The 21,356-nt window shown below is 48.8% G+C and carries 17 protein-coding genes and 1 pseudogene; 12 read left to right on the top strand and 6 right to left on the bottom strand.

Translation table 11 applies throughout. The features are described 5' to 3' along the window. Positions 1 to 115 precede the first annotated feature (115 nt). The 5 genes and pseudogenes from FEN17_RS26890 to FEN17_RS28020 form a co-directional block, all read right to left on the bottom strand. Positions 116 to 2,392, bottom strand: coding sequence for a GEVED domain-containing protein (locus FEN17_RS26890; RefSeq protein ID WP_138368525.1), 2,277 nt, complete (start codon positions 2,390 to 2,392; stop codon positions 116 to 118). A gap of 72 nt (positions 2,393 to 2,464) precedes the next feature. Next, positions 2,465 to 2,767 (bottom strand): zincin-like metallopeptidase domain-containing protein, encoded by a 303-nt coding sequence (locus FEN17_RS28025; protein ID WP_205748200.1) that lies wholly within the window; start codon positions 2,765 to 2,767, stop codon positions 2,465 to 2,467. Then, a complete protein-coding gene (locus FEN17_RS27585; protein ID WP_205748199.1) occupies positions 2,670 to 3,020 on the bottom strand; it encodes an ArdC-like ssDNA-binding domain-containing protein in 351 nt (116 codons plus the stop codon). Before FEN17_RS27585 ends, FEN17_RS28025 begins: the two co-directional genes overlap by 98 nt. Positions 3,021 to 3,080: 60 nt before the next feature. Then, positions 3,081 to 5,450: an ABC transporter permease gene (locus FEN17_RS26880; protein ID WP_171038015.1), complete on the bottom strand. Its 2,370-nt coding sequence runs from the start codon at positions 5,448 to 5,450 to the stop codon at positions 3,081 to 3,083. A gap of 99 nt (positions 5,451 to 5,549) precedes the next feature. Beyond that, a pseudogene (locus FEN17_RS28020) lies at positions 5,550 to 5,681 on the bottom strand (permease prefix domain 2-containing transporter); the annotation flags it as partial. Between the two features lie 370 nt (positions 5,682 to 6,051). Between FEN17_RS28020 and FEN17_RS26870 the strand changes: the two are divergent. The 9 genes from FEN17_RS26870 to FEN17_RS26830 all read left to right on the top strand — a co-directional run bounded on the left by FEN17_RS26870 (position 6,052) and on the right by FEN17_RS26830 (position 15,981). Next, positions 6,052 to 6,720: a Type 1 glutamine amidotransferase-like domain-containing protein gene (locus FEN17_RS26870; RefSeq protein WP_138368522.1), complete on the top strand. Its 669-nt coding sequence runs from the start codon at positions 6,052 to 6,054 to the stop codon at positions 6,718 to 6,720. A 224-nt stretch (positions 6,721 to 6,944) separates the two neighbouring features. Further along, positions 6,945 to 8,606 (top strand): carboxylesterase/lipase family protein, encoded by a 1,662-nt coding sequence (locus FEN17_RS26865; protein ID WP_138368521.1) that lies wholly within the window; start codon positions 6,945 to 6,947, stop codon positions 8,604 to 8,606. A gap of 36 nt (positions 8,607 to 8,642) precedes the next feature. Then, positions 8,643 to 11,084: an alpha-L-rhamnosidase-related protein gene (locus FEN17_RS26860; RefSeq protein WP_171038014.1), complete on the top strand. Its 2,442-nt coding sequence runs from the start codon at positions 8,643 to 8,645 to the stop codon at positions 11,082 to 11,084. A 132-nt stretch (positions 11,085 to 11,216) separates the two neighbouring features. Beyond that, positions 11,217 to 12,095: a helix-turn-helix domain-containing protein gene (locus tag FEN17_RS26855; RefSeq protein ID WP_138368520.1), complete on the top strand. Its 879-nt coding sequence runs from the start codon at positions 11,217 to 11,219 to the stop codon at positions 12,093 to 12,095. A gap of 92 nt (positions 12,096 to 12,187) precedes the next feature. Beyond that, complete coding sequence (locus tag FEN17_RS26850) at positions 12,188 to 12,727, top strand: hypothetical protein (RefSeq protein WP_138368519.1); 540 nt, start codon at positions 12,188 to 12,190, stop codon at positions 12,725 to 12,727. 130 nt (positions 12,728 to 12,857) lie between these two features. After that, positions 12,858 to 14,072, top strand: a complete 1,215-nt coding sequence (locus FEN17_RS26845) for an MFS transporter (RefSeq protein WP_138368518.1) — start codon at positions 12,858 to 12,860, stop codon at positions 14,070 to 14,072. Between the two features lie 251 nt (positions 14,073 to 14,323). Further along, positions 14,324 to 14,836 (top strand): cyclophilin-like fold protein, encoded by a 513-nt coding sequence (locus FEN17_RS26840; RefSeq protein WP_138368517.1) that lies wholly within the window; start codon positions 14,324 to 14,326, stop codon positions 14,834 to 14,836. A 61-nt stretch (positions 14,837 to 14,897) separates the two neighbouring features. After that, a complete protein-coding gene (locus FEN17_RS26835; protein ID WP_138368516.1) occupies positions 14,898 to 15,398 on the top strand; it encodes a cupin domain-containing protein in 501 nt (166 codons plus the stop codon). Positions 15,399 to 15,582: 184 nt separating this feature from the next. Then, complete coding sequence (locus FEN17_RS26830; RefSeq protein WP_138368515.1) at positions 15,583 to 15,981, top strand: (R)-mandelonitrile lyase; 399 nt, start codon at positions 15,583 to 15,585, stop codon at positions 15,979 to 15,981. Positions 15,982 to 16,085: 104 nt separating this feature from the next. On the opposite strand, the gene FEN17_RS26825 is transcribed toward FEN17_RS26830, so the two are convergent. Then, on the bottom strand, positions 16,086 to 16,991 hold the full coding sequence (locus FEN17_RS26825) for a LysR family transcriptional regulator (RefSeq protein ID WP_138368514.1): 906 nt from the start codon (positions 16,989 to 16,991) through the stop codon (positions 16,086 to 16,088). Positions 16,992 to 17,383: 392 nt separating this feature from the next. Here FEN17_RS26825 and FEN17_RS26820 point away from each other — a divergent pair, with 392 nt between their 5' ends. From FEN17_RS26820 to FEN17_RS26810, 3 genes are read left to right on the top strand one after another with little or no spacing between them, the layout of a single operon-like run. Next, positions 17,384 to 18,016, top strand: a complete 633-nt coding sequence (locus FEN17_RS26820; RefSeq protein ID WP_138368513.1) for a (2Fe-2S)-binding protein — start codon at positions 17,384 to 17,386, stop codon at positions 18,014 to 18,016. Then, positions 18,013 to 19,032, top strand: a complete 1,020-nt coding sequence (locus FEN17_RS26815) for an FAD binding domain-containing protein (protein ID WP_138368512.1) — start codon at positions 18,013 to 18,015, stop codon at positions 19,030 to 19,032. The genes FEN17_RS26820 and FEN17_RS26815 overlap by 4 nt, the downstream gene beginning before the upstream one ends. A 2-nt stretch (positions 19,033 to 19,034) precedes the next feature. Then, positions 19,035 to 21,260, top strand: a complete 2,226-nt coding sequence (locus FEN17_RS26810; RefSeq protein WP_171038013.1) for a xanthine dehydrogenase family protein molybdopterin-binding subunit — start codon at positions 19,035 to 19,037, stop codon at positions 21,258 to 21,260. The last annotated feature ends 96 nt before the right edge of the window (positions 21,261 to 21,356 follow it).

The raw sequence follows: 21,356 nt of genomic DNA, 5'->3' as shown, positions 1-21,356 counted from the left end.
CGAGCTGTCACCGCACAGGCCGTTTTCAATGGAAGATCAAACTCATCTGGTGATCCATTGTGGTATAAACCGTCCCGGTGAATTGCGGGGTCGAACTCCTTTATTATTGACAGATTTATTCTCTGGCAATGAGCACCTTTTGCGTACTTACAGTTCCATTCAGATGGCTTATCGTTATCATATAAATACCCTGACTCAGCTCCGAAACATCGATCCCTTCATGAAAATGGTCTTTTAGTTCAAATACTTTAACCCCGGATGCGGAATGCAATGTTACTTGTTTAACGAGTTCATTGTTGCTGATCCGGATCAGATGCGTCGCAGGGTTTGGATATACCATGAATGCAGAGGTTTTGTCAAAGACAATCCTGACAATTTTACTAAACGCGAAGGTTTCGTCGCGATCGATCATTTTGAGGCGATAAAAGTTCTGGCCGTTCACGATAGCCGCGTGTTGGAATTCGTAGTTTTCCCGAACGCTGCTTTCACCCTTTGCTAGTACAGTTCCGATCAAATTCCAGTTTTTCCCGTTTGTACTATGCTGAATTTCAAATCGATCGGCATTTGCTTCCTCTGCTGTGGCCCATTCGAGTGCTACGTGGCTCTCCTTTAAAGAGCCTTCGAAGGTCATCAATGTGACCGGAAGTGGGCCTGAAAACGGTATAAAGTAATCTTCCACTTCTCCATCAGTCGCCAGGCCGGTTACACCGCCGGTTGTCAGGAAATTCGTGGTAAGTCGAAACCTGGCGTAAGTGCCGGAAGTGCCAGTTGGGCCACTAAGTGTCGAAGACGGCCACACCAAAGTAGCTTCTGTGCCGGACGTGGGCAATGTTGTGCATACACCTTCCCCTGACTCGAAAGTACCGTTGTTGTTCCAGTCGATCCAGCCACATAAGTTAGCAGTCGATCCTGTTGTGTTGCGGGCCGAAACCTTCACCGTATAATTTGTAAATGTTTTGCTCCCGGTCGGGGAAATTGTTGGGAACGAGGAAACACCATCCTCATCGTTCTGGCCGGTCGTATTATCTCCTGCGGCTGCGGTACCTGGTACCCCATTTGCGTCAATGTCAATTGTACTTCCCAATGTCAGAGCGGGGTTTACCTGATGAACCGCCCCACTACTTGCTGATAATGTGCCGTAAGAATCGGGCGCATCACCGTAGTCGTATCCCGTATTAACAAACTCGATATGCACGGTCTGCCCTGCGAGTACACTGACGGACGCGCTGTTGGTTTGAAGATTTTTAACGACGGAACCACCCACTGCATTGATGCCGGTAAGTTTCCAGTTACCTGGGTTCTCGGTAATGTTGTAAGTCCCCGGCTCGACATTTACAATGATGCTATTTCCCCTGCCCGATTGCCCCACTTTGTGGCTATTCATCCAGCTGCCGTCTTCCCGGCGCTGAACGATTTGTCCGCGAGCACTGGTTGGCGCATCGTCACTTGCATTCAGCGTCAGGATGGGTGTATCACCGTCGGATCCTGCGGATAACCCTGCAAGATGAGTGCCCTCACCCGCCCCGCTGCTATTTAGGTCTTTCACGAAGGCGCCGTTTTCAAGATAGTAGCAATAGTCTCTATCGACTGCCCATACTCTCCCGTCGGCTGCGACCGTAACATCCCTGAATCCCTGGGCAGCAAATGTTTGAGTGACCGTCGCGGTGGTTCCGGCAATTTCTACACGGTATATTTGCCCCGCTTGTTCGCTCAGCACATAAATCGACCCATCCGGAGATACGTCAAGGCGAGTGCCGCAGATATTTGGGAAAGTGGTCAGCTCTGACGTACCTGTATACCGAGCGAGGATGTGGCATCCGAAATTTCTTAACAACACAAATAAGCCAATGGGCGTACCTGCTGAAACTCCGACATCCACCGCATCTATCCTGTCATTTAATGTTCTGAAATCACTACCCGTCCACTGGAATAAATGTCCGGCTTCATTGACTAGCACCGAATTGCCGATTCTGGTGACGTCTAATCTCACGCCCATGCCTGGGGCCTGCACCCATTCCGTAGTAGCCGGTCTCCTGTAATAAATGTTCCCATTGAGCCCTGATTCCGGAGCAGCAATTGCCCAGATCGTGTTATCCTCTCCCATACCCACATCCTGCATGGAAATAAATGATGGATCGTCGTTCAGGATGATGTTTTGGCTCACCGGGAGGTTATTCGTGAAAGAGAAATCGGCACCCGGAGAAATTTCCGATACTGCTTTCTTAGAAATAACGATCGTTCCCTGGGTTGCATTTACCCGTGCGTTGGTATTCGGTGTACCGCCGTGCGCTTGTTGCTGGGCATAGGAAGGAGAGATCATGCTGGTGAAAGTCAGAAGCAAAATCAGTCTTTTGCTAATCCATACCAGGTAGTTGAAGTATAAAGTTTTCATTTTGAGTAAATAAGGGTTGGCTGCTACACAAATTTACCGCGTCAAAAAATAGTGTGGTATAGCTAATAATTGCTATACGGATAGCAAGCAGGACAAAGTAGATAGTAAGAATCTCGCACTTACGACTCTGGCAAGTAATACTTGAACGCTATTCTCCGGCGGCACCAGTGCAATGCCAAATTTGTGTAACAACAGGACCGACCCGAACTCGGCGATCATTTCTTCTTCAGCGTATTCCTTCGTTCCAAACTTACCCAGCATATTACGGTTTAACCGGCTAGGGCGGCCGGTGGCGTGAGTGACTTCGTGGCCAAGAACATTGCTTCGATTTTTCAGGGCGAGGTTCTGGTCGTTCCTTTGGCATAAAACTAACAAGCTGGCTCTCGTTGAAAACAAAATACTGTTTCAGCCAGGCTGATTTCTTGATTTTACCTTCGTCGTCTTCCTTTTCGACAACATTATATTTAATGATGGGAGATGCCTTCTCGCCTGATTTGATCCGCTCACCCAGCTTATTCCACTGGATCATGGTGGCGTATTTGGGTGAGTGGTGCTTCTTAACCCATGCATCCAAGTTTAGCATAAAGAAATTACTGCCCTTGTATTCCTTACCGGTTTCAGCATTCACCAGTGTGTGAAAGCCGATAATCACCCGTCCACGGCTGCTGAGATACCTCCCTATGTAACATCAATCCGATCTCAGCGACTGTGAAGGATTTACACGCGCAGCATTGATGGCCTGGAAGCTAACCGTAGCAAAAGCAATGGCCAATGCGATGACGAACGTTGCGGGGAGTAGCCACCATTGGATTACAATGCGGTAATCGTAAGTTTCGAGCCATTTGTTCATCGCCCAAAGTGTGGCGGGTGCGGCAAGGAGACAGGATATTCCCACCAGCCAAATGAATTCGCCGGACAGGAGCAGCCATAAATTCGCAACTGTGGCGCCCAGTACTTTGCGGATCGTGATTTCTTTGGTACGTCGCTCGGCCATAAATATTGCCAAACCGAATAGCCCCAGGCAGGATATAAAAATGCTCAGAGAAGCGAATATTCCGGCAAGTCGGGACATTTGGTTCGCCGAAGAGAATTTTTGCTCAAACTCCTGGTCCGCAAAGTGATATTCAAACGGCACCGACGGATTGTATTTGTCAATAATTGGCTGTATTTCAGCCAACGCTTTCGACAGATTTTGCGGGTCTTTCAGCCGGATCAACAATGCATTTACATTGTTACCATTGAACAGTATCACGCCTGGCTTCACCATACCGAACGGATTTTGCATTAACACGTTTTTGGTCACGCCAATAATGGTCAGCACCTGGTCTCCCAGCTTCATGGTTTTGCCGACCGGATTTTTGTAATTGATCAGCTTTAATGCGGCTTCGTTCAGAATAACTGCTGTGCTGTCTGTACCGTAGCGCCTGTCGAACGGCCGGCCAGCGATGAATTCGAGCTTGGTTGCTTTTTCGTAGTCCCAGTCTGTCATCACCACATTCAAGCTCACATTGCTGCTGGGATCTTTTCCCTCCCAGCTAAAATGTGTAAAATCATTGTTGACCCAGGTCATAGAGCTTGAAGCTTTGGCTACGGCTTCAATGTGCCCGGTTTTGAGCAAATCGTATTTGAGTGCATTGTAATTTTTGACCAGATCGCTGCTCGCATCTAATGTGATGAGGTTGTCAGGATTATAGCCAATTGAGCGGCTTTTGGCAAATTGAACCTGTTGATAAACAACCACTGAGCCGATGATGAGCGCTATGGAAATGAAGAATTGTGAAACGACCAGCACTTTACGAAGACTGACCGCACCTGTTCCTTGCTGCAATGCTCCCTTCAAAACTTTTACCGGAATAAGGGACGAGAGGTAGGCCGCCGGATAGCTACCTGCCAGCAGCCCTGTCATCAGGCAAACGCCGAGCATGGCTCCCCAAAGTGACAGGTCACGCAAATCAAGGCTGATGTTTTTGAAACCCAATGCGCCCAAATGCGGCATGATAAGCCAAATAATAAAAAAGGAGAGCGTGAAAGCCAGAAAAGTCGTTAGCAGTGACTCGATAAGAAATTGCGCAACAAGCTGGCTTCTCTGGGATCCGACGGCTTTACGGATTCCGACTTCTTTGGCGCGCTTTTCAAATCTGGCCGTACTTAGGTTCATAAAATTGATGCAGGCAATGAGCAGAACAACTACACCGATGATCCCGAACAACCTTACATAAGTAATGTGACCACCAGTATTGACCCACTCCTGAAATTCGTCGTACAAATGCCACCGCTCCATTGGATACAGCGATAACATTTGCGTTTTGACAAACGGATCTTTGTTCATCGTCATCGGGCCGATCTTTCTCGAAAGTCTGTCAAGATTTGTGCCTTCTTTTACTTGCAGCACCACGCCAATGAAACTGTTGTTCCAGCGCGTTTTTGACTGGTGCACATCGGGTATATTGGCTACCTTGAATTCAAAAGGGGCCAAAAACTCGAACTTTAAGGAAGAATTGGCTGGCACGTCCTGAACGACTGCTGTCACCTGGATATCAAACTTGTTGTCGATGCGGATCACTTTGCCTAGCGGATCGATGTTCCCAAAAATAGCTTTTGAAAGTGATTGGGTGAGCACAATGGCATTGGGATCGTTTAAGGCAGTTTCCGGATTCCCTTTGATGACCTTGTAAGAAAAGATTTTTAGGAAGTCGGGATCCACATAATAGCCTTGTTTTTTAAATTTCCGATCGCCGCTGACCAGGCTATGAACACTGCCCCAATCAAGCCGGGAAATGTGCTCAATTTCTGGAATTTTGGCCCTAAGCTCATCGTAGACCGGCATCATGACGCTGGCGGAAGTGTTTTTCTCCTGATCCATCAGCGTGTTTTTCATTACCAGTGCAATCCGGTCTGCATGCTGGTTGAATGCATCAAAGCCGATTTCAAACCGTACCCACATGCCGATCAGCAGCGCGAATGCCATGCCGAACGAGAGGCCGAGGATGTTGATGCTTGTAAGCGATTTGTTTTTAAGCAGCTGTCGAATGGCAACTTTGAAGTAGTTGTTCAGCATAGGTTGGCTAAATAATGGAGTAGGAGAATATGGATTGGGCTGCCTTTTCATATACCTATGCTTAAAAAATCCGAGTACTTCGAGCCAGAACCATATACTGGCTTTACGGGGCCCGATCATTTTAAGGCGATAGGAAAATTCTTCTTCAAGATCACCTTCGATTACTTCCAGAAGGTGCGGTGCTACAAAATATCGCAAGAGTTGCCTGGCTAGGCGGGGCGGTGTTTCCATGTCAGTATCCTGTAAGCCTGTCCATCCAGCACAGCGACAGCCAAAAGAATGAGTTCTTCAAACTCGCCAAGATAATTTCTGTTCATCAGCTATATAATTTCCATATTTGCTGATAAAATAACTTGCCAGAAGAAATTGTGATTTTAAGTTATTGAAATGCAGTTGATTATCAATTAAGAAAGAGTGGTGAGTGTTCATAACCGAACGTTCTCTGTACGATTTTACGTCCCTTCTTTAAGCTCAACCAGATCCCATAGGTTACCATAAAGGTCAGCAAAGACCACATTTGACTCAATTGCCCTCCCCGAAAGTTGATAAGTGCAGCTAATTTTGAAAAAACTTGTAAAGGCAGACATTTCAATTCAGTCTCATGAAACTTCTTCTCACTTCGGCAGGGATCAGCAATAAAAGCATCTACAACGCGCTGGTTGATCTTTTAGGAAAACCCGTTGCCGAATCCAGTGCACTATTTGTACCTAGTGCGATTTACGGGGTCGCTGGTGGCAACGACATCATTCGCAAGGTCATTTGCGGTACCCTCGGCGATCCGTTTTGTGAGTTAGGTTGGAAATCGATCGGCCTGCTGGAACTTACAGCCCTGCCTAGTTTGAAGCGGGAATTTTGGGTAGATACCGTTTTGAAAACTGACGCATTACTCGTCGGTGGAGGCGATTGTCAGTATCTGACTTACTGGATGCAACAATCAGGGTTGGCAGATCTGCTGCCGACATTACTGGAAAGAATCGTATATGTCGGTTTGAGCGCAGGAAGTATGATCATGACAAGCTACGGGACCACTTTTGGTAGCAATTCCCTGCCCGCCGAAACAGATAAGTCGCTTCGACTGCTTGCTATCGCCATACATCCTCATCTGGATCATGAATGGTTTCCGGAAAATGCATTGGCAAAATTGGAAAAGCTGGCCGGCACACTGTCGGTACCCTCTTATTTAATTGATGACCAAAGTGCTGTCATGGTGACCAGTGAAGGTATATTAATGATTTCGGAAGGTAAATGGAAGGTTGTTCAGCCGAAATGAAGAATTAATCAGATACGCTGCCATTCAAATTGCTAACAGCTATGAATTAGCGCAGCAAGCCTAAAAAAGGATGGCCCCTCGATAGATGACTAACAGAGTAATGACTTTGATAAGTAATTCCTATCATCACGTAAGTAATCACGATTAGACTTTTTCTGCATTAACTTGTATTCTTGCTGTTTGCGCTTTTACAGATTCCCAACCCAACCAGCTCTTAACATACGATGAACACCATTGACAGAAGACTTTTCCTATCCCAACTTTCCCTCGCAGGCGCAGTGGCCGCGACAGCAGGATTTGGTTTTACAACAGCGCGCAAGGCTGACGAATTTATTGAAACTGAAATCAATACCGGAAAAATAAGGGGCGTCCGCAGTGATGGGGTCAATGTGTTTAAAGGCGTTCCTTATGGTGGTAAAATCTCGGGTGACCGCAGGTTTCGGCGACCGGCCCCTTTGCAGCCCTGGACGGGTGTGCGGGACGCGACGCAATTTGGTGCGCCGGCCATTCAGGCACCACGGCGAAATGAGCCTGCGCCTTCGGAGGATTGTTTGTTCTTAAATGTCTGGACACCAGCCAATGACAACAAAAAACGGCCGGTGATGTTTTACAGCCACGGCGGCGGTTTTGTAGGAGGGTCTGGCGCGTCACAGGCTCAGGATGGGTCCAATCTTGCCCGGAATTTCGATGTGGTTGTCGTACAGACCAATCACCGATTAGGCTTGCTGGGATTCCTTTATCTGGACGAAATCGCGGGGGCAGATTATGCAGGTTCGGGTAACATGGGTATGCTCGACATTGCAGACGGGTTAAAATGGGTAAATCAGAACATTGCCCAGTTTGGCGGTGATCCCAATAATGTCATGATTTTTGGTGAATCGGGTGGGGGGGCCAAAACATCCTGTTTGTACACCATGCCGGCAGCTGCGCCATACTTCAATAAAGCCTCCATCGAGAGCGGGCCTGGCGTGCGGATGACGACCAAAGAAACGGCGGCGGAGACCACGGCAATGCTTTTGAAAGAGCTTAACATTGCTCCCAAAGATTGGAAAAAGTTGCTCGACATTCCGGCTGCCGACTTGCTGGCGATGCAGGCCAAGCTGCCCTTTGTTCCGCCATTTATCGAAAAAAACAACAGTAGGGAGGCTAAGCAGCGCAATGCAGGCGGTTTCGGTCCGGTGGTAGACGGCGTTGTGCTGCCCCAGCATCCGTTTGATCCCGTGGCACCGGAGATCTCCAAAGACAAACCATTGCTCGTGGGCTGGAATGAGGATGAATATACATTCTTTGCCTGGGAGCGGAAGGATACCGAATCTTTCAAAATGGATTTTGAAGGACTTAAAAAGAAACTCGAACCCAGATATGGCGAGAATACCGACAAGCTGATCGAAGCTTACCGGAAAGCCAATCCCAATGCCTCGGCACCGGATGTTTTTGTCGCGATCTCGTCCATTTCCATGATGGGCCTCGGCTCCGTGACCATTGCGGAGCGGAAAGTAAAACAAGGTGGAGCTCCGGTATACCTCTACAATTTTGGTTATAAGTCCGAGAAAAAGATCCCGGGCACGGATTACGCCATGGGTACGCCCCACGCGATGGACATTTCATTCAAATTCAATAATGAAATTCCGCCGCGCGACGGCTCTGCGCCAAAGGAAAGTTTCTTCGGCGGAAATAACCCCGACCGTTTTGTGGCTTCGCACCATTTCGCAGAACTCTGGACCACATTTGCCAAAACCGGCAAACCAGCCGCCAAAGACGTTCCCGAATGGCCAGCCTACAACCTGAAAGACAGGCCCACAATGCGCATTGACACGAAATGCGAAGTCATCAACAACCGCTTCGCTCAGGAACTGGCCATGTGGAGATCACTCGGTAAAGTTTAGTAGTTGTTGGCTTTTTGTTTCAAAAACCGCATTCAAATGAGATTGAAAATATACATGTCCCTGCTGGCTTGCTGCCTGCTTACGGCGCGTTTGTACGCCCAGTCCGTAACAACATTAAGCAATGATCTTTTACAAAAACCATGGAAGGCGCAGTGGATCACCGGACCCGGCAGGCCCATCAACCGGTTTACGGCAGCCTCGGATCTGAGCCTGAAAGAGTACGGGATCTATAAATTCAGGAAAACAATCGAGTTGACTTCAAAACCTGCGAACTTTATTGTACATGTTTCAGGGGATAACCGCTACAAGCTTTTTGTGAACGGAAAGCACGTTTCACAAGGTCCGGCCCGGGGCGATCTGTATTTCTGGAATTTTGAAACCGTTGACATTGCACCATTTTTAAATGCGGGGAGCAACATTGTTTCGGCAGTTGTCTGGAATGAAGGCCGCTCCAAACCCGAATCACAGATCTCTTACTTAACCGGGTTCATCCTGCAGGGAAATACGGCCGCAGAAGAAATCCTGAACACCAATGAGAGCTGGAAAACCATCAAAGATGAAAGTTACCAACCACTTGCTGTGAAGGTGCCCGGCTATTATGTGGCAGGTCCGGCTGAGCTGGTAGATATGAACAGTCACGTGAGCGGCTGGGAAAAGGCAGATTATGATGACAGCAAATGGGTAAAAGCCCGGCAGATCGGGCCGGGCGTGACCAAGGACGCGGCGGTGAATTCTTCCGGCTGGATGCTGGTGCAATCGCAGATCCCGCAGATGGAAATGACGGTCCAGCGCCTTGCCACAACCCGAAAAGCCGAAGGAACGCAGGTTCCAGCGGGTTTTCCTGCAACTAAGACCAGCATAACGATACCCGCAAATACGAAGGCGACGATCCTGCTCGATCAGGGATTTCTGACCAATGCTTATCCCACCCTCGAATTTAGCGGCGGCAAGGAAGCGGGCATTTCAATGGGCTATTCGGAAGGGCTTTATATAGGCAAAAAAGAGGTACTAAAAAGCCCCCGGCTGCCGATGCTTCCCAAAGGCAACCGCAATGAAATTGATGAAAAGATATTCGTGGGCAGGACAGACAGCCTTCGTTCGAGCGGGGGCGCTGGTCAGCAATACACGCCGTTGAGCTGGCGGACGTATCGCTACATTCAGCTGGTGGTCGAAACCAGGGCCGATCCCCTGGTGGTCGATGACATTTACGGCACATTCACAGGTTATCCTTTCGAGCAAAAAGCAAAGCTTGCAAGTCAGAACCCTGAAATGGGTAAGATGATGGAAATCGGCTGGCGCACTGCTAGGCTTTGCGCATTTGAAACCTATATGGATTGTCCCTATTATGAGCAGCTGCAATACATCGGCGATGCCCGGATCCAGGCGCAGGTGTCCATGTACAATGCCGGCGACGACCGGATGGTCCGCAATGCGCTGACGTTAATGGATCATTCCCGCATTGCCGAGGGCATTACATTGAGCCGCTACCCGACCGATCTGCATCAGCAAATCCCGACATTTTCGTTGTGGTGGGTGGCGATGCTGCACGATTATTACATGTACCGGCCAGACAGTCTTTTTATCAAAGATAAACTTCCCGGCGCAAGGCAGGTTTTGTCTTTTTTCGAACGCTACCAGCAATCCGACGGCTCGCTGAAAAATGTCCCATACTGGGTTTTTACCGACTGGTCGCAGGGAAAAGGGTGGGATTTCGGAATGGCGCCTACCGGCAAAAATGGCGAATCGGCCGTGCTGGATATGCAGCTGCTGTGGACCTATCAGCTCGCAGCTGACCTGGAAGAAAACCTGGGTTTGAAAGAACTGGCCGCCCGTTACAGAAGCCGTGCCGCGCAACTGAAAAAGACCATTCAAGCCAAGTACTGGGATGCCGGCAAAGGACTTTTCGCCAACACGCCGGAGAAAGACAATTACTCTCAGCATGCCAATTCGCTGGCGATCCTGTCGGGCGTCGTCGCGTCGGATCAGGCAAAACCGCTGGCGACCAAAATGCTGGCCGACACCAGTCTGGCGCCTGCGTCGATTTACTTTAAATTTTACCTGCACCAGGCACTTACCAAAGCCGGACTGGGCAATGACTATATAAGCTGGCTTGGCAAATGGCGGGAGAATATGGAGCTTGGCCTTACCACCTGGGCAGAAACCTCGGATGTGAGCACATCCCGCTCGGATTGCCACGCGTGGGGATCGAGTCCTAACATTGAATTTTTCAGGACTGTTTTGGGGATTGACAGCGATGCAGCCGGTTTTGCAAAAGTAAAAATCACACCTCATCTGGGCTCAATTACACAAATCAGCGGCCAGATGCCGCATCCGAACGGAACCATTTCGGTGAACTATCAAGTGCAGCAAGGCGCCATGCAGGCAGAGATCAATCTTCCTGAAAAAACTTCGGGGAGCTTCGTTTGGAAAGGTAAATCAGTCGCGTTGAAGCCGGGGAAAAATTCGCTGAAAATGTAGCTCGGTTCAGTTTGGATTGTTTTGAAAAGAAAAATAATGGTAACGTTTGGATTATGAATATCAAACAGAGTGGTTTTGCCGTTAAAACCTAAGTCGTCAAGCATTTCTGTTTGATAATCATAACCTATAACTATGAAAGATCGTAACATTGCACCCGTTTCCGAATTTGGCGCGGAGCTCAGGAACCAGGGATTTAAGGTTTTTGAAATCAAGCCTGGTGAGAATGTCGTCAGGACTTATAACCGGAAAGACTTCTATAAAATCTGCCTGGTTACCGGTCACAGTCTTGTGCAGTACGCCGACCGCGGAATTGAAATTGATGCAAAGACCTTGTTTTTTGGCAACCCACATATTCCCTATTCCTGGGAAATCATTTCGGAGCAGTATACCGGATATACCTGTTTGTTTTCGGAAAGTTTTTTAAAGGTCAATGAGCGTTCGGAAAGCTTGCAGGAGAGCCCGTTATTCAAAATAGGAGGGACGCCCATTTTTACATTATCCGAAGAGCAGCGGGATTTCATCGCTTCGATATTTAAGAAAATGATCGCCGAAGACGCGACAGGTTATATGTTTAAGCACGATCTGATGCGTAACTACATCAACCTGCTGATTCACGAAGCATTGAAAATGCAGCCTGCGGAGAATTTCTTTAAGCATAAAAATGCGGCAGAGCGCACAGCATCCTTGTTTTTTGATCTTTTGGAAAGACAATTTCCTATTGAAAGCATCGATCAGCCCATGCAGTTTAAAACGGCGCAGGAATTTGCAAACCGGCTGTCGGTGCATGTTAACCATTTGAACCGGTCGGTGAAAGAGATCACCGGCAAGCCCACCAGCGCCCACATTGCGGAAAGGATCATTATGGAAGCCAAAGCGCTCTTAATCCACACCGACTGGACCATTGCTGAGATCGGCTATGCTCTTGGATTTGAGTATCCTGCGTACTTCAACAACTATTTCAAAAGGCTCACCGGCACCGTTCCGTCCTCGGTGCGCATGCAACCTGCGTGATTTCCATAATGATTGGTTTGATTATCATCATGACCTGATTGTAACACGGGGCTAACTTTGCAAAAAGAAGTCCAACGAGTTACAATCGGGTTATGAAAAATGGCAATGCCTCAGCGGCGGAGAATGCTGGCAGTACGAAACAGATACATTTCAAAGTCTATAAGTCAGCAGTAGGGTTGGATATTCAAACCGCCTATAAGCGCGGTAATTTTGCTAAAATTTATCTTATTGCCGGCAATGCAGATATTCGCGCTGATGGAAAAACGATCCGCACCAGCGATCCCATTCTGCTGTTCGAGCCGCTGGCGCCTTACTCCTTAAATGAGGTTACAGGCAGCGGTCAAAGTTTCTCCTGCCTGTTTTCCAAACACCTGCTCCGGTCCGAATTGTGTTCAGGCACTTATCGCAAACTGATGGCATCTGCTGCCGTTTCGGGGCCTGTATTCTTCCGCCTGGACGGTAAACAGAAGAATTTTATCGCCGATGTGTTTGAGCAGATCATGCTGGAACAGGATGCGTCCTATGTTTTCAGCCACGAGCTATTCTGCAATTATATGAACCTGATTCTCCACGAAGTTCTCAAAAAAACGACCGCGAACATACCAGGTTACCAGCCATTCCATCTCAATTAAAGCTGACATTATCTTAGTCCCGCGTGGGTCAGAATTGTTTGATATCCATAACCGATGGTTTGGTAATCATTATCACAAACGGTGGTCGGCGAAGTAATTTTGCAACATTCTGATCATCCGCATTATCATTATGAAAGAAGAAAGATCAATGACTACCCCACAAGAGCCGCGATGGATCGCGGTATATTCCATATCACTTGCCGTCGCCGGACTGATTACCTCGGAATTCTTGCCCGTCAGCATTCTTACCCCGATCGCCAGGGACCTTCATGTGACAGAAGGGATGGCCGGGCAGGCGATCTCAGTTACCGCATTAATTGCGATGTTTTCAAGTTTGTTTACTTCCATGCTGACCAAAAAGATTGACAGGCGATGGGTGCTGTTGTCATTTTCGGTGTTGCAAATCGTTTCGAATATTCTGGTATCGCAGGCATCGTCTTTTGCTGTGCTTATGGTGGGCAGGGTGCTGCTTGGTATTGCGGTTGGCGGTTTTTGGGCCATGTCGACAGCCACAACGATGCGGCTGGTCCCGCAGCATCTGATATCAAAAGCACTATCCATCGTTTTTGCGGCTGTTTCGATTGCAACCGTCCTGGCCGCTCCGCTGGGCAGTTTTTTGGATGGGACAATCGGCTGGCGTAATGTATTTCTACTGGTTTCCGGCATTGGTGTTATTGCGCTTGTCTGGCAGGCCCTCGTGCTCCCGCCCATGCCGCCGAGCAGCCCTTCGCAGTTGCGCACATTGGTTTCGGTATTCAAGAGGGATTATGTCAAAAGAGGAATGCTGGGTGTGACATTTTCATTCGCAGGTTATGCGATTTTCTTCACCTATCTGCGCCCTTTTTTGGAAAATATCACGCATGTGCCGGTGGCGATTCTGACGACCATTCTTCTTTTCTACGGTGTTGCCAACTTTTTTGGAGCCATTATCGCCCGGTTCTTCATTGACAAAAGCCTTTCATGGACGATGGTGGCCATGTCTTTTTTGATGTCCGTTGTCACGGCGCTGCTTATTTTCCTGGGAGGTAATGTGATCCTCGCCTCGCTGTTTATTGCCGTTTGGGGCTTTGCATTCGGAAGTGTGCAGGTAGGCTGGCCGACCTGGATTACCCTGGCAGTCCCTGATGAAGCTGAAAGCGCTGGCAGTGTGTTGGTTGCTACCACGCAGCTTGCCATTACACTGGGTGCGGGCCTGGGAGGGCTGGTGTTTGACCATGTAGGGATTGAAGGCACATTTGGACTGGGAAGTCTGGTCTGGCTTTGCGCAGCGTGGGCGATATGGCGTGCTATGAAAGGAAGAGTATGGAAGGCCGCTTCCGCAAGCGGGGGTATGGTGCATGTTTGATAATCATAACATATCGTTTGATATCCATTGGACTTGGTGGTCCGTATCCCGCTAATTTTGAATAAATGAAAGGCACACCATTGTGCCGAACCGATTTTTACAATTCAGAAATACGATGAAAGATAAAGTAGCATTTGTAACAGGAGCCGCGAAATGTTCAGCGTAGGTGATCTGTCGGAGGAAGACTCCAAAAAAGGAGCCCCGATCGATCACTTAGTTGTATCAGATTAAAAATATTTATCACAGATCACATGAAACAATCAAGAGTAATCCTGTATCCTTTGCTGGTTTTTATTCTGGCGATCATGGCATGTAATTCAGACGGTAGCATGGATCCAAATCCCGATAACAATGAGCTGGAAAATCCCGGAGCGGAAAATCCTGGCACAGATAGCACGGATGCGGACACTTCGGGCAACCGATTAAAAATCATCATCGGCACCAGAACATTCAATGCCACCTTGGTTTCGAGCCCAACAGTTAGGGCATTTAAGGCCAGGTTGCCGATGACGGTGAATATGACTGAGTTGAACGGCAATGAAAAGCTTTATAATTTCAGCAGCGCGTTGCCCACCAATGCCTCTAATCCGCGCAACATCGCAGCCGGTGACCTGATGCTTTACGGATCTGCCACGCTGGTGCTTTTTTACGAATCATTTCCAACATCATACAGCTATACCAGGCTTGGGAAAATAGACAATGCATCCGGCCTTGCTGCGGCTGTCGGTAGCGGATCTGTTTCTGTACGTTTTGAAATGGAATAATTATGCTGACCATTAAACAATGATCAGGCTCTTAAAAAAATACTCACTTAACTATCAACAGATGAAAAATACCAGAAATAACACAGCAAAAAAGCTGATATTAACTTTGGCGGCAGCTGCCCTCATCACTTTTCAGGGGTTTTCTCAGTCGAAAGTTGACGCAGACTCCAAACAGGCTATTTTCCCAAAAGGTAAGCAAGGGCCCGCTTCGAATTTTACTGGTAAAGCTTTCAACTATGGGTTGATAGAAAATGATCCGACTTACAACACGGTTGTTGGAAACGTGCTTTTTGAGCCCGGTGCCCGGTCCAACTGGCACAAGCACCCGGCGGGTCAGATCCTGATCATCACGGCAGGGGAGGGTTATCACCAGATCAAAGGAAAACCGATCGAGAAAATGCGAAAAGGCGATGTTGTAAAATGTCCGCCGAATGTAGAGCACTGGCACGGCGCAACGCCCGACATGGCATTGCATCAAATGTATATCATCCCCAACGCGGAGAAAGGGATTGTAGAATGGCTTCAACCCGTTACCGATAAGGAATACAATGCATTTAAATGAAATGCAAGCATTGAAAAATTTATCCTAAGCTAGATGAACGATTGCAAAGCAGACCTGAGGTTCAGGTCTGCTTTTTGAGCAACAATATGGCGAAGGTATTTGCTTTCGGGTTTAGGAAAGTTGAGCCTGCATAACTATCAGTGTATCAGCTGTTAAAACGCTTTTAATTTAGAATAAAAAAATCATGGAAATTACAAGAATAGGTTCTCAACCGTCCAGTGCTGGTCCAGAAGATTGGTTTACAGGAAAAGTTCGCATCGATGCATTATTTCAGCCAAACGAATTCAGGCTGGGCCACGCCGCAAGCGTCACTTTTGAGCCGGGAGCACGTACAGCCTGGCATACCCATCCACTCGGACAAACACTTATTGTGACATCAGGAGCGGGTTGGGTGCAAAGAGAAGGTGGTAAAGTGGAGCCGATTTTTCCTGGTGACGTCGTCTGGTTCGACGCGGGAGAAAAGCATTGGCACGGAGCAACGCCGACTACCGGGATGACGCATATTGCGATCCAGGAACAGTTGGATGGAAAGGTCGTGGAATGGATGGAGAAGGTCAAAGATTCGGATTATATGAAGCCATAGCCGCACATGGAGAAAGTCAAACTGAATATAAAGAAGGCTTTTTCATTCATTCTTTCAATCTGGGTAAGTGAATTAGATTGTCTTTTATTTCAGTGTAAAAGAGGTCATTTCCTGACCAAATTGCCCAGCGCCTGTACGAGAGGCGTAGACTGTTCGGTTCTAAAAATGAGCACATGCTGGATCACAATGTCTTTGAACGGTGACCCATCCGGGTTGACAATGGGCATTGAGATCAGGTTCGGATCGTGCTGTAAGTCCAGGGAAGCGGGGATAAAAGCGATCCCTTTGTTGGACCTCACCATGCTTTTTAGGAGATCAAAAGAGGGGACATAATGCGCAATGTTGCTTTCCCGGTGGAAACCTGCCTGCCGGCAAACTTCTTCCAACTGACTGTAAAAGAGGCCCGCTTCCGGACCGTGATCTATCCATTTTTCATCTTTCAGCTCCGCAAGCGTGATCGCGCTCCGATTGGCAAGGTGGTTGTTGCGGTTCAATAAAATCGTGTAATCGGCTTGCGTATATTGGTTCGCCGTCAGACCTTCTTTTACCAATGGAAGCACGCAAAGGCCCAGATCTATTTCACCATTGGATACACTGGTTTGCACCTGGATTGGATTAGGCAACTCTACAAGTTTGATTTCCACGGCCGGAAAATGAGCAGAAAACAGTTCCAGGATTCCCATGATCCTTTCGGGCAGGATCAGCTTGAAAACGCCCAATGTTACCGCTTGCTGCTTTGCCCCGGCTTGCCGGACATCGCGGACGGCTTTATCGGCCAGCGAAAGAATGCGTTTGGCGTCCGACAAAAATGCTTCACCGGCCGGTGTCAGCTCTACCTTATGCGATGTCGTGCGTTTAATCCTGACAAATAATTCAACGCCAAGCTCCGCTTCGAATGATTTTACCTGCTGACTTAGTGCGGGTTGCGAAATAAAAAGCTTACGAGCGGCATTGCCAAAATGTAACTGTTCGGCAACACCCACGAAATACTTCAGCTGACGTAATTCCATTTGGATATTTGAAATATATGCCTTACAAATATGCAGGTTAATTCATCAGGCAAACCATTCGCCGCGTGCCGTTTGTAGGTTCTATTTGATATTCATAGCGAATGGTTTGATTATCATTATTGGCTGGCGTTTTCCCGTCTCTACTTTTACCTTACGTAAACCCAATTCTATCATCCATCAAACTAAACGAACAACAAGCGCAATGAACCGATTAGATTTCTGAAAAAAGTATTTAACTCTCTCAGTTTTATGGCAGTACTTCCGATGCTGGAAGCGTGTAAAGAAGATCAATGTAAGGGCTTAACAAGACAAAGCATTAGCATGATTTTAGTACCAGTGCAATAACATTCACTGATCACATTCAGAGCTGTATTTATATTATCAAGATCACCATGGAGAACGAAAATAATGCCGGAGAGCCGGAAAGCACGGGTGCATCGCGGCGTGCATTCCTGAAACAATCGTCCGTGCTCGCTGCCTTTGCGCTCACGCCGCCCGCTGCGGTTCACGCCGTGGAGAAGGGGCTGGATGAAAAAGTGGCAGTTGCATTTGAACAGCAGCCGCTTCGTGTGGAGGTCAATGGTGTTGCGCAGCAATTGTCCGTAGAGCCGCGCGTGACGCTGCTGGACTTGCTTCGTGAACAGTTAAGTCTCACCGGTACCAAAAAAGGCTGCGATCACGGTCAGTGCGGGGCCTGCACGGTGCATGTCGATGGTCAGCGCGTTAATTCCTGTCTTACATTGGCACTTACCACGGAAGGCAGCAAAGTCACCACAATTGAAGGATTGGGTAGTGTCGACAAGCTCCATCCCATGCAGGAAGCGTTTATCAAACACGATGGATTTCAATGCGGCTATTGCACACCCGGACAAATTATGTCGGCTGTGGCCTGCATTAACGAAGGACATGCCAATTCGCCCGACGAAGTGCGGGAATATATGAGTGGGAATATCTGCCGCTGCGGAGCTTATGCGAACATTGTGGAAGCGATCATGGAAGTTAAATCGAAAGGAGGCCGGATATGAACCCATTTCAATTCACGCGTGCAAACACGCCCCAGGCGGCAGTATTGGCCGTTTCAAAAGAGAGCGGTGCTTATTTTCTGGCCGGTGGAACAAATCTGATTGATCTTGTCAAAAGGGAAGTGGTCATTCCTGAACGGCTCGTTGATATTAACCGTTTGCCCCTGGCGACGATTGAAGAAACTGCGTCGGGTATCCGCATTGGAGCGATGGCGAAAAACTCGGCGGTGGCCGATCACCCGCTGATTAAAAAACATTTACCATTGTTATCAATGGCCTTGAACGCCGGCGCTTCTGCCCAGCTTCGAAATATGGCGACGGTGGGGGGGAATATGATGCAGCGCACACGCTGTCCGTATTTTTATGATCATTCGATGCCTTGTAATAAACGCGGTCCGGTACAGTCGGGACCATCTAAGGGCCAGCCCAACGGGCCGGCGGGTTGTGGTGCGATCGGCGGTGTCAACCGGATGCATGCGATTTTCGGAACTTCCGAAAAATGCATAGCCGTACACCCCAGCGATATGTGCATTGCGCTGGCAGCATTAGACGCGACAGTCAATGTGACCGGGCCGAAAGGAAACCGCAGCATTCATTTTGCCGAATTCCATCGCCTGCCAGGTGATGCTCCTCAGAAGGATAACACGCTGCTCCCGGGGGAGTTAATCCTCTCTGTAGATATACCAAAGAATGAATTGGGCAAATACGCACATTATCTCAAAGTGCGTGACAGGACTTCCTATGCATTCGCGCTGGTGTCGGTGGGTGTGGCTGCCGATATGAAGGGGAAAACCATTCAGGATATCAGGCTGGCCATGGGCGGGGTGGCACATAAACCCTGGCGGTTAAAAGAGGCGGAGCGTTATCTGAAAGGGAAGGAAGCAACCCTGGAAAATTTCAAACAAGCCGCCACGCTCGCTATGCAGGGCGCGAAAGGTTATGGGGAAAATGATTTCAAACTAACCCTGGCCCCCAATTCCATCATCGAAGCACTTCAAATCGCTACGCAAACCGTCTGATCATGAAAAACGAAAAAAATCCACCGCTTGACCGGGTCGACGGGCGAATGAAAGTAACCGGCGGCGCCAAATACTTTGCTGACTTTGCTATTCCCAATATGACCTACTGTGTGATTGTCGGCAGCACGATTGCACGCGGAACCATCACCAGTGTAGATACCAAAAAAGCGCAGGGCGCTCCCGGCGTGCTGGGCGTATTTACCCACCAAAACATGCCGCCTATCCCTGGTTGGGATGGGCCGGCAAGCAAGCAGGCCGACGGCCCACCGCCCAAGCCTGATACCGAAGAAAAATACCGCATTCTCAGCAGTCCCAAAATTCTGTTCGACGGCCAGCCTATCGCCATGGTTGTTGCGGATACCTTCGAACGTGCGACTTACGCTGCGTCATTGGTAAAAGCCACTTACAGCAAGCAAACGACCCGGACGGATCTTGAAAAACATAAAAAAGACGAGATCACGCCCCGGGGAGGCGATTACGCGCGGGGCGATGCAAAAGCCTTCGAATCAGCTCCGGTACAGCTCGAATCTGAATATACAATCCCCATTGAAGTGCATAATCCTATGGAACTGCACGGGATTATTGCGCATTGGACGGGCGCGGACCAGCTGATGGTCTACGCTAAAACGCAGGGCGTCAATTCAACCCAGCAGGCTATGGCACAGGCATTTAAACTGGACCCCAAAAACATCCATGTACATACCGAATTTATGGGAGGCGGTTTCGGAATGGGATTACGCACCTGGCCGCAGGAAACCGCAACCGTGGCCATCGCCAAAAAAGTAGGTCGTCCGGTGAAGCTGGTGATGCACCGCAGCCAGATGTTCACCATGGTCGGCCACCGGCCTTATACGGCGCAGTCCATTCAAATGGGCGCTGACAAAAACGGTAAGCTCGTCTCCATTCATCACGCAGCCACGGCAGAAACAGCTAAATACGAAGACTTTACGGAGGCGACCGTCAATATGACGAAGTTTATGTACGACTGTCCGAATGTAAGTACACGCTACCGCCTCGTGCGCCTCGACCGCAGTGTGCCCATCTGGATGCGCGGCCCGGGAGAAGCGACCGGTGCATTTGCATTGGAATCGGCCATGGACGAAATGGCGCACAAGCTGAACATGGACCCGATTGAATTCAGGCTTAAAAACTATTCGGAAACCGATCCCGAACATAACCGGCCGTATTCAAGCAAACATTTAAAAGAAGCCTACGAGCGCGGCGCAGAGGCGATCGGCTGGAAGGACCGGAAAAACGAGCCCGGCAAAAGCAAGGAAGACAACTGGCTCGCAGGCTATGGCATGAGCACAGGCGTTTTCAATGCATTCAGATGGGAAGCGTCGGCCAGAGTGGTGCTCAATGCAGACGGATCGCTGGTGGTGCAAAGCGCGGTGACCGACATCGGTCCGGGCACAGGCACGGCCCTGACCATGATTGCGCACAATGTGCTGGACATTCCTTTCGAGCGCATCAAGGTCGAGTACGGCGACACGTCGCTACCCAAAGCGCCAAGTCAGGGTGGGTCTGCGATTGTATCCGCGGTAGGCTCTGCCGTTTTCGATACTTGTACAAAAATCAAAAATGACCTTTTTGAACTGGCGACAAAAGCAGGCGCGCCACTGGCAGGCAGTAAAGCCGCTGATCTTTCAATAGAAAATGGCAATGTTTTTATTTCAAATGACTCTTCAAAAAAGGTAGCGATAACGGAATTATTAAAAGCCAATAACCTGCCTTCCATCGCCCAAACTGCCGACTCGAAAGGGAGTGCGGAGCTTGAAAAATACTCGATGTACTCTTTCTCCGTGCATTTTGTGAAGGTGAAAGTGAATGCGCTCACAGGTGCTGTCCGGGTGACAAAAGCCGTCAGCGTAGCCGACTCAGGTCGCATTGTCAGCCCAAAAACAGCAGCCAGCCAAATGATCGGCGGCGTGACCGGCGGCATCGGAATGGCGCTGACGGAAGAAGCCATCATTGATCATCGCTACGGCAGGTTTGTCAACAACAATTTTGCCGATTACCACGTAGCAGTCCACGCCGACGTCCCCGCAATCGAAACCATCTTCATCGACAAACCCGACCCGATCATCAACCCGATGGGCGCAAAAGGCATGGGTGAAATCGCATTGATCGGCTTTTCGGCCGCGGTTGCGAATGCGGTTTTTAATGCGACGGGGAAACGGATCAGGCAGCTGCCGATCACGCCGGATAAGGTGATGCAGGAGGCTTAATCAGAGGTCTTGGACGAGTCGTCTGCCTTGGGGCTACTCGTCCAGGCGCTTATTGAGGCATACTAGGTGCTAATGCAAAGCTGGAATCCAGTTAGG

This window comes from Dyadobacter luticola (assembly GCF_005860805.1).
Classification (GTDB): Bacteria; Bacteroidota; Bacteroidia; order Cytophagales; family Spirosomataceae; genus Dyadobacter; species Dyadobacter luticola.
This window is presented reverse-complemented; position numbering and strand designations above follow the sequence as displayed.

What these genes read in the sequence shown, in the direction of transcription:
- FEN17_RS26845 (WP_138368518.1), top strand. Translation starts at nt 12,858, where the DNA reads ATGAAAGAAGAAAGATCAATGACTACCCCACAAGAGCCGCGATGGATC.
- FEN17_RS26865 (WP_138368521.1), top strand. Translation starts at nt 6,945, where the DNA reads ATGAACACCATTGACAGAAGACTTTTCCTATCCCAACTTTCCCTCGCA.
- FEN17_RS26830 (WP_138368515.1), top strand. Translation starts at nt 15,583, where the DNA reads ATGGAAATTACAAGAATAGGTTCTCAACCGTCCAGTGCTGGTCCAGAA.
- FEN17_RS26810 (WP_171038013.1), top strand. Translation starts at nt 19,035, where the DNA reads ATGAAAAACGAAAAAAATCCACCGCTTGACCGGGTCGACGGGCGAATG.
- FEN17_RS26840 (WP_138368517.1), top strand. Translation starts at nt 14,324, where the DNA reads ATGAAACAATCAAGAGTAATCCTGTATCCTTTGCTGGTTTTTATTCTG.
- FEN17_RS26820 (WP_138368513.1), top strand. Translation starts at nt 17,384, where the DNA reads ATGGAGAACGAAAATAATGCCGGAGAGCCGGAAAGCACGGGTGCATCG.
- FEN17_RS26880 (WP_171038015.1), bottom strand. Translation starts at nt 5,450, where the DNA reads ATGCTGAACAACTACTTCAAAGTTGCCATTCGACAGCTGCTTAAAAAC.
- FEN17_RS26860 (WP_171038014.1), top strand. Translation starts at nt 8,643, where the DNA reads ATGAGATTGAAAATATACATGTCCCTGCTGGCTTGCTGCCTGCTTACG.
- FEN17_RS26825 (WP_138368514.1), bottom strand. Translation starts at nt 16,991, where the DNA reads ATGGAATTACGTCAGCTGAAGTATTTCGTGGGTGTTGCCGAACAGTTA.
- FEN17_RS26850 (WP_138368519.1), top strand. Translation starts at nt 12,188, where the DNA reads ATGAAAAATGGCAATGCCTCAGCGGCGGAGAATGCTGGCAGTACGAAA.
- FEN17_RS26870 (WP_138368522.1), top strand. Translation starts at nt 6,052, where the DNA reads ATGAAACTTCTTCTCACTTCGGCAGGGATCAGCAATAAAAGCATCTAC.
- FEN17_RS26815 (WP_138368512.1), top strand. Translation starts at nt 18,013, where the DNA reads ATGAACCCATTTCAATTCACGCGTGCAAACACGCCCCAGGCGGCAGTA.
- FEN17_RS26890 (WP_138368525.1), bottom strand. Translation starts at nt 2,392, where the DNA reads ATGAAAACTTTATACTTCAACTACCTGGTATGGATTAGCAAAAGACTG.
- FEN17_RS26835 (WP_138368516.1), top strand. Translation starts at nt 14,898, where the DNA reads ATGAAAAATACCAGAAATAACACAGCAAAAAAGCTGATATTAACTTTG.
- FEN17_RS26855 (WP_138368520.1), top strand. Translation starts at nt 11,217, where the DNA reads ATGAAAGATCGTAACATTGCACCCGTTTCCGAATTTGGCGCGGAGCTC.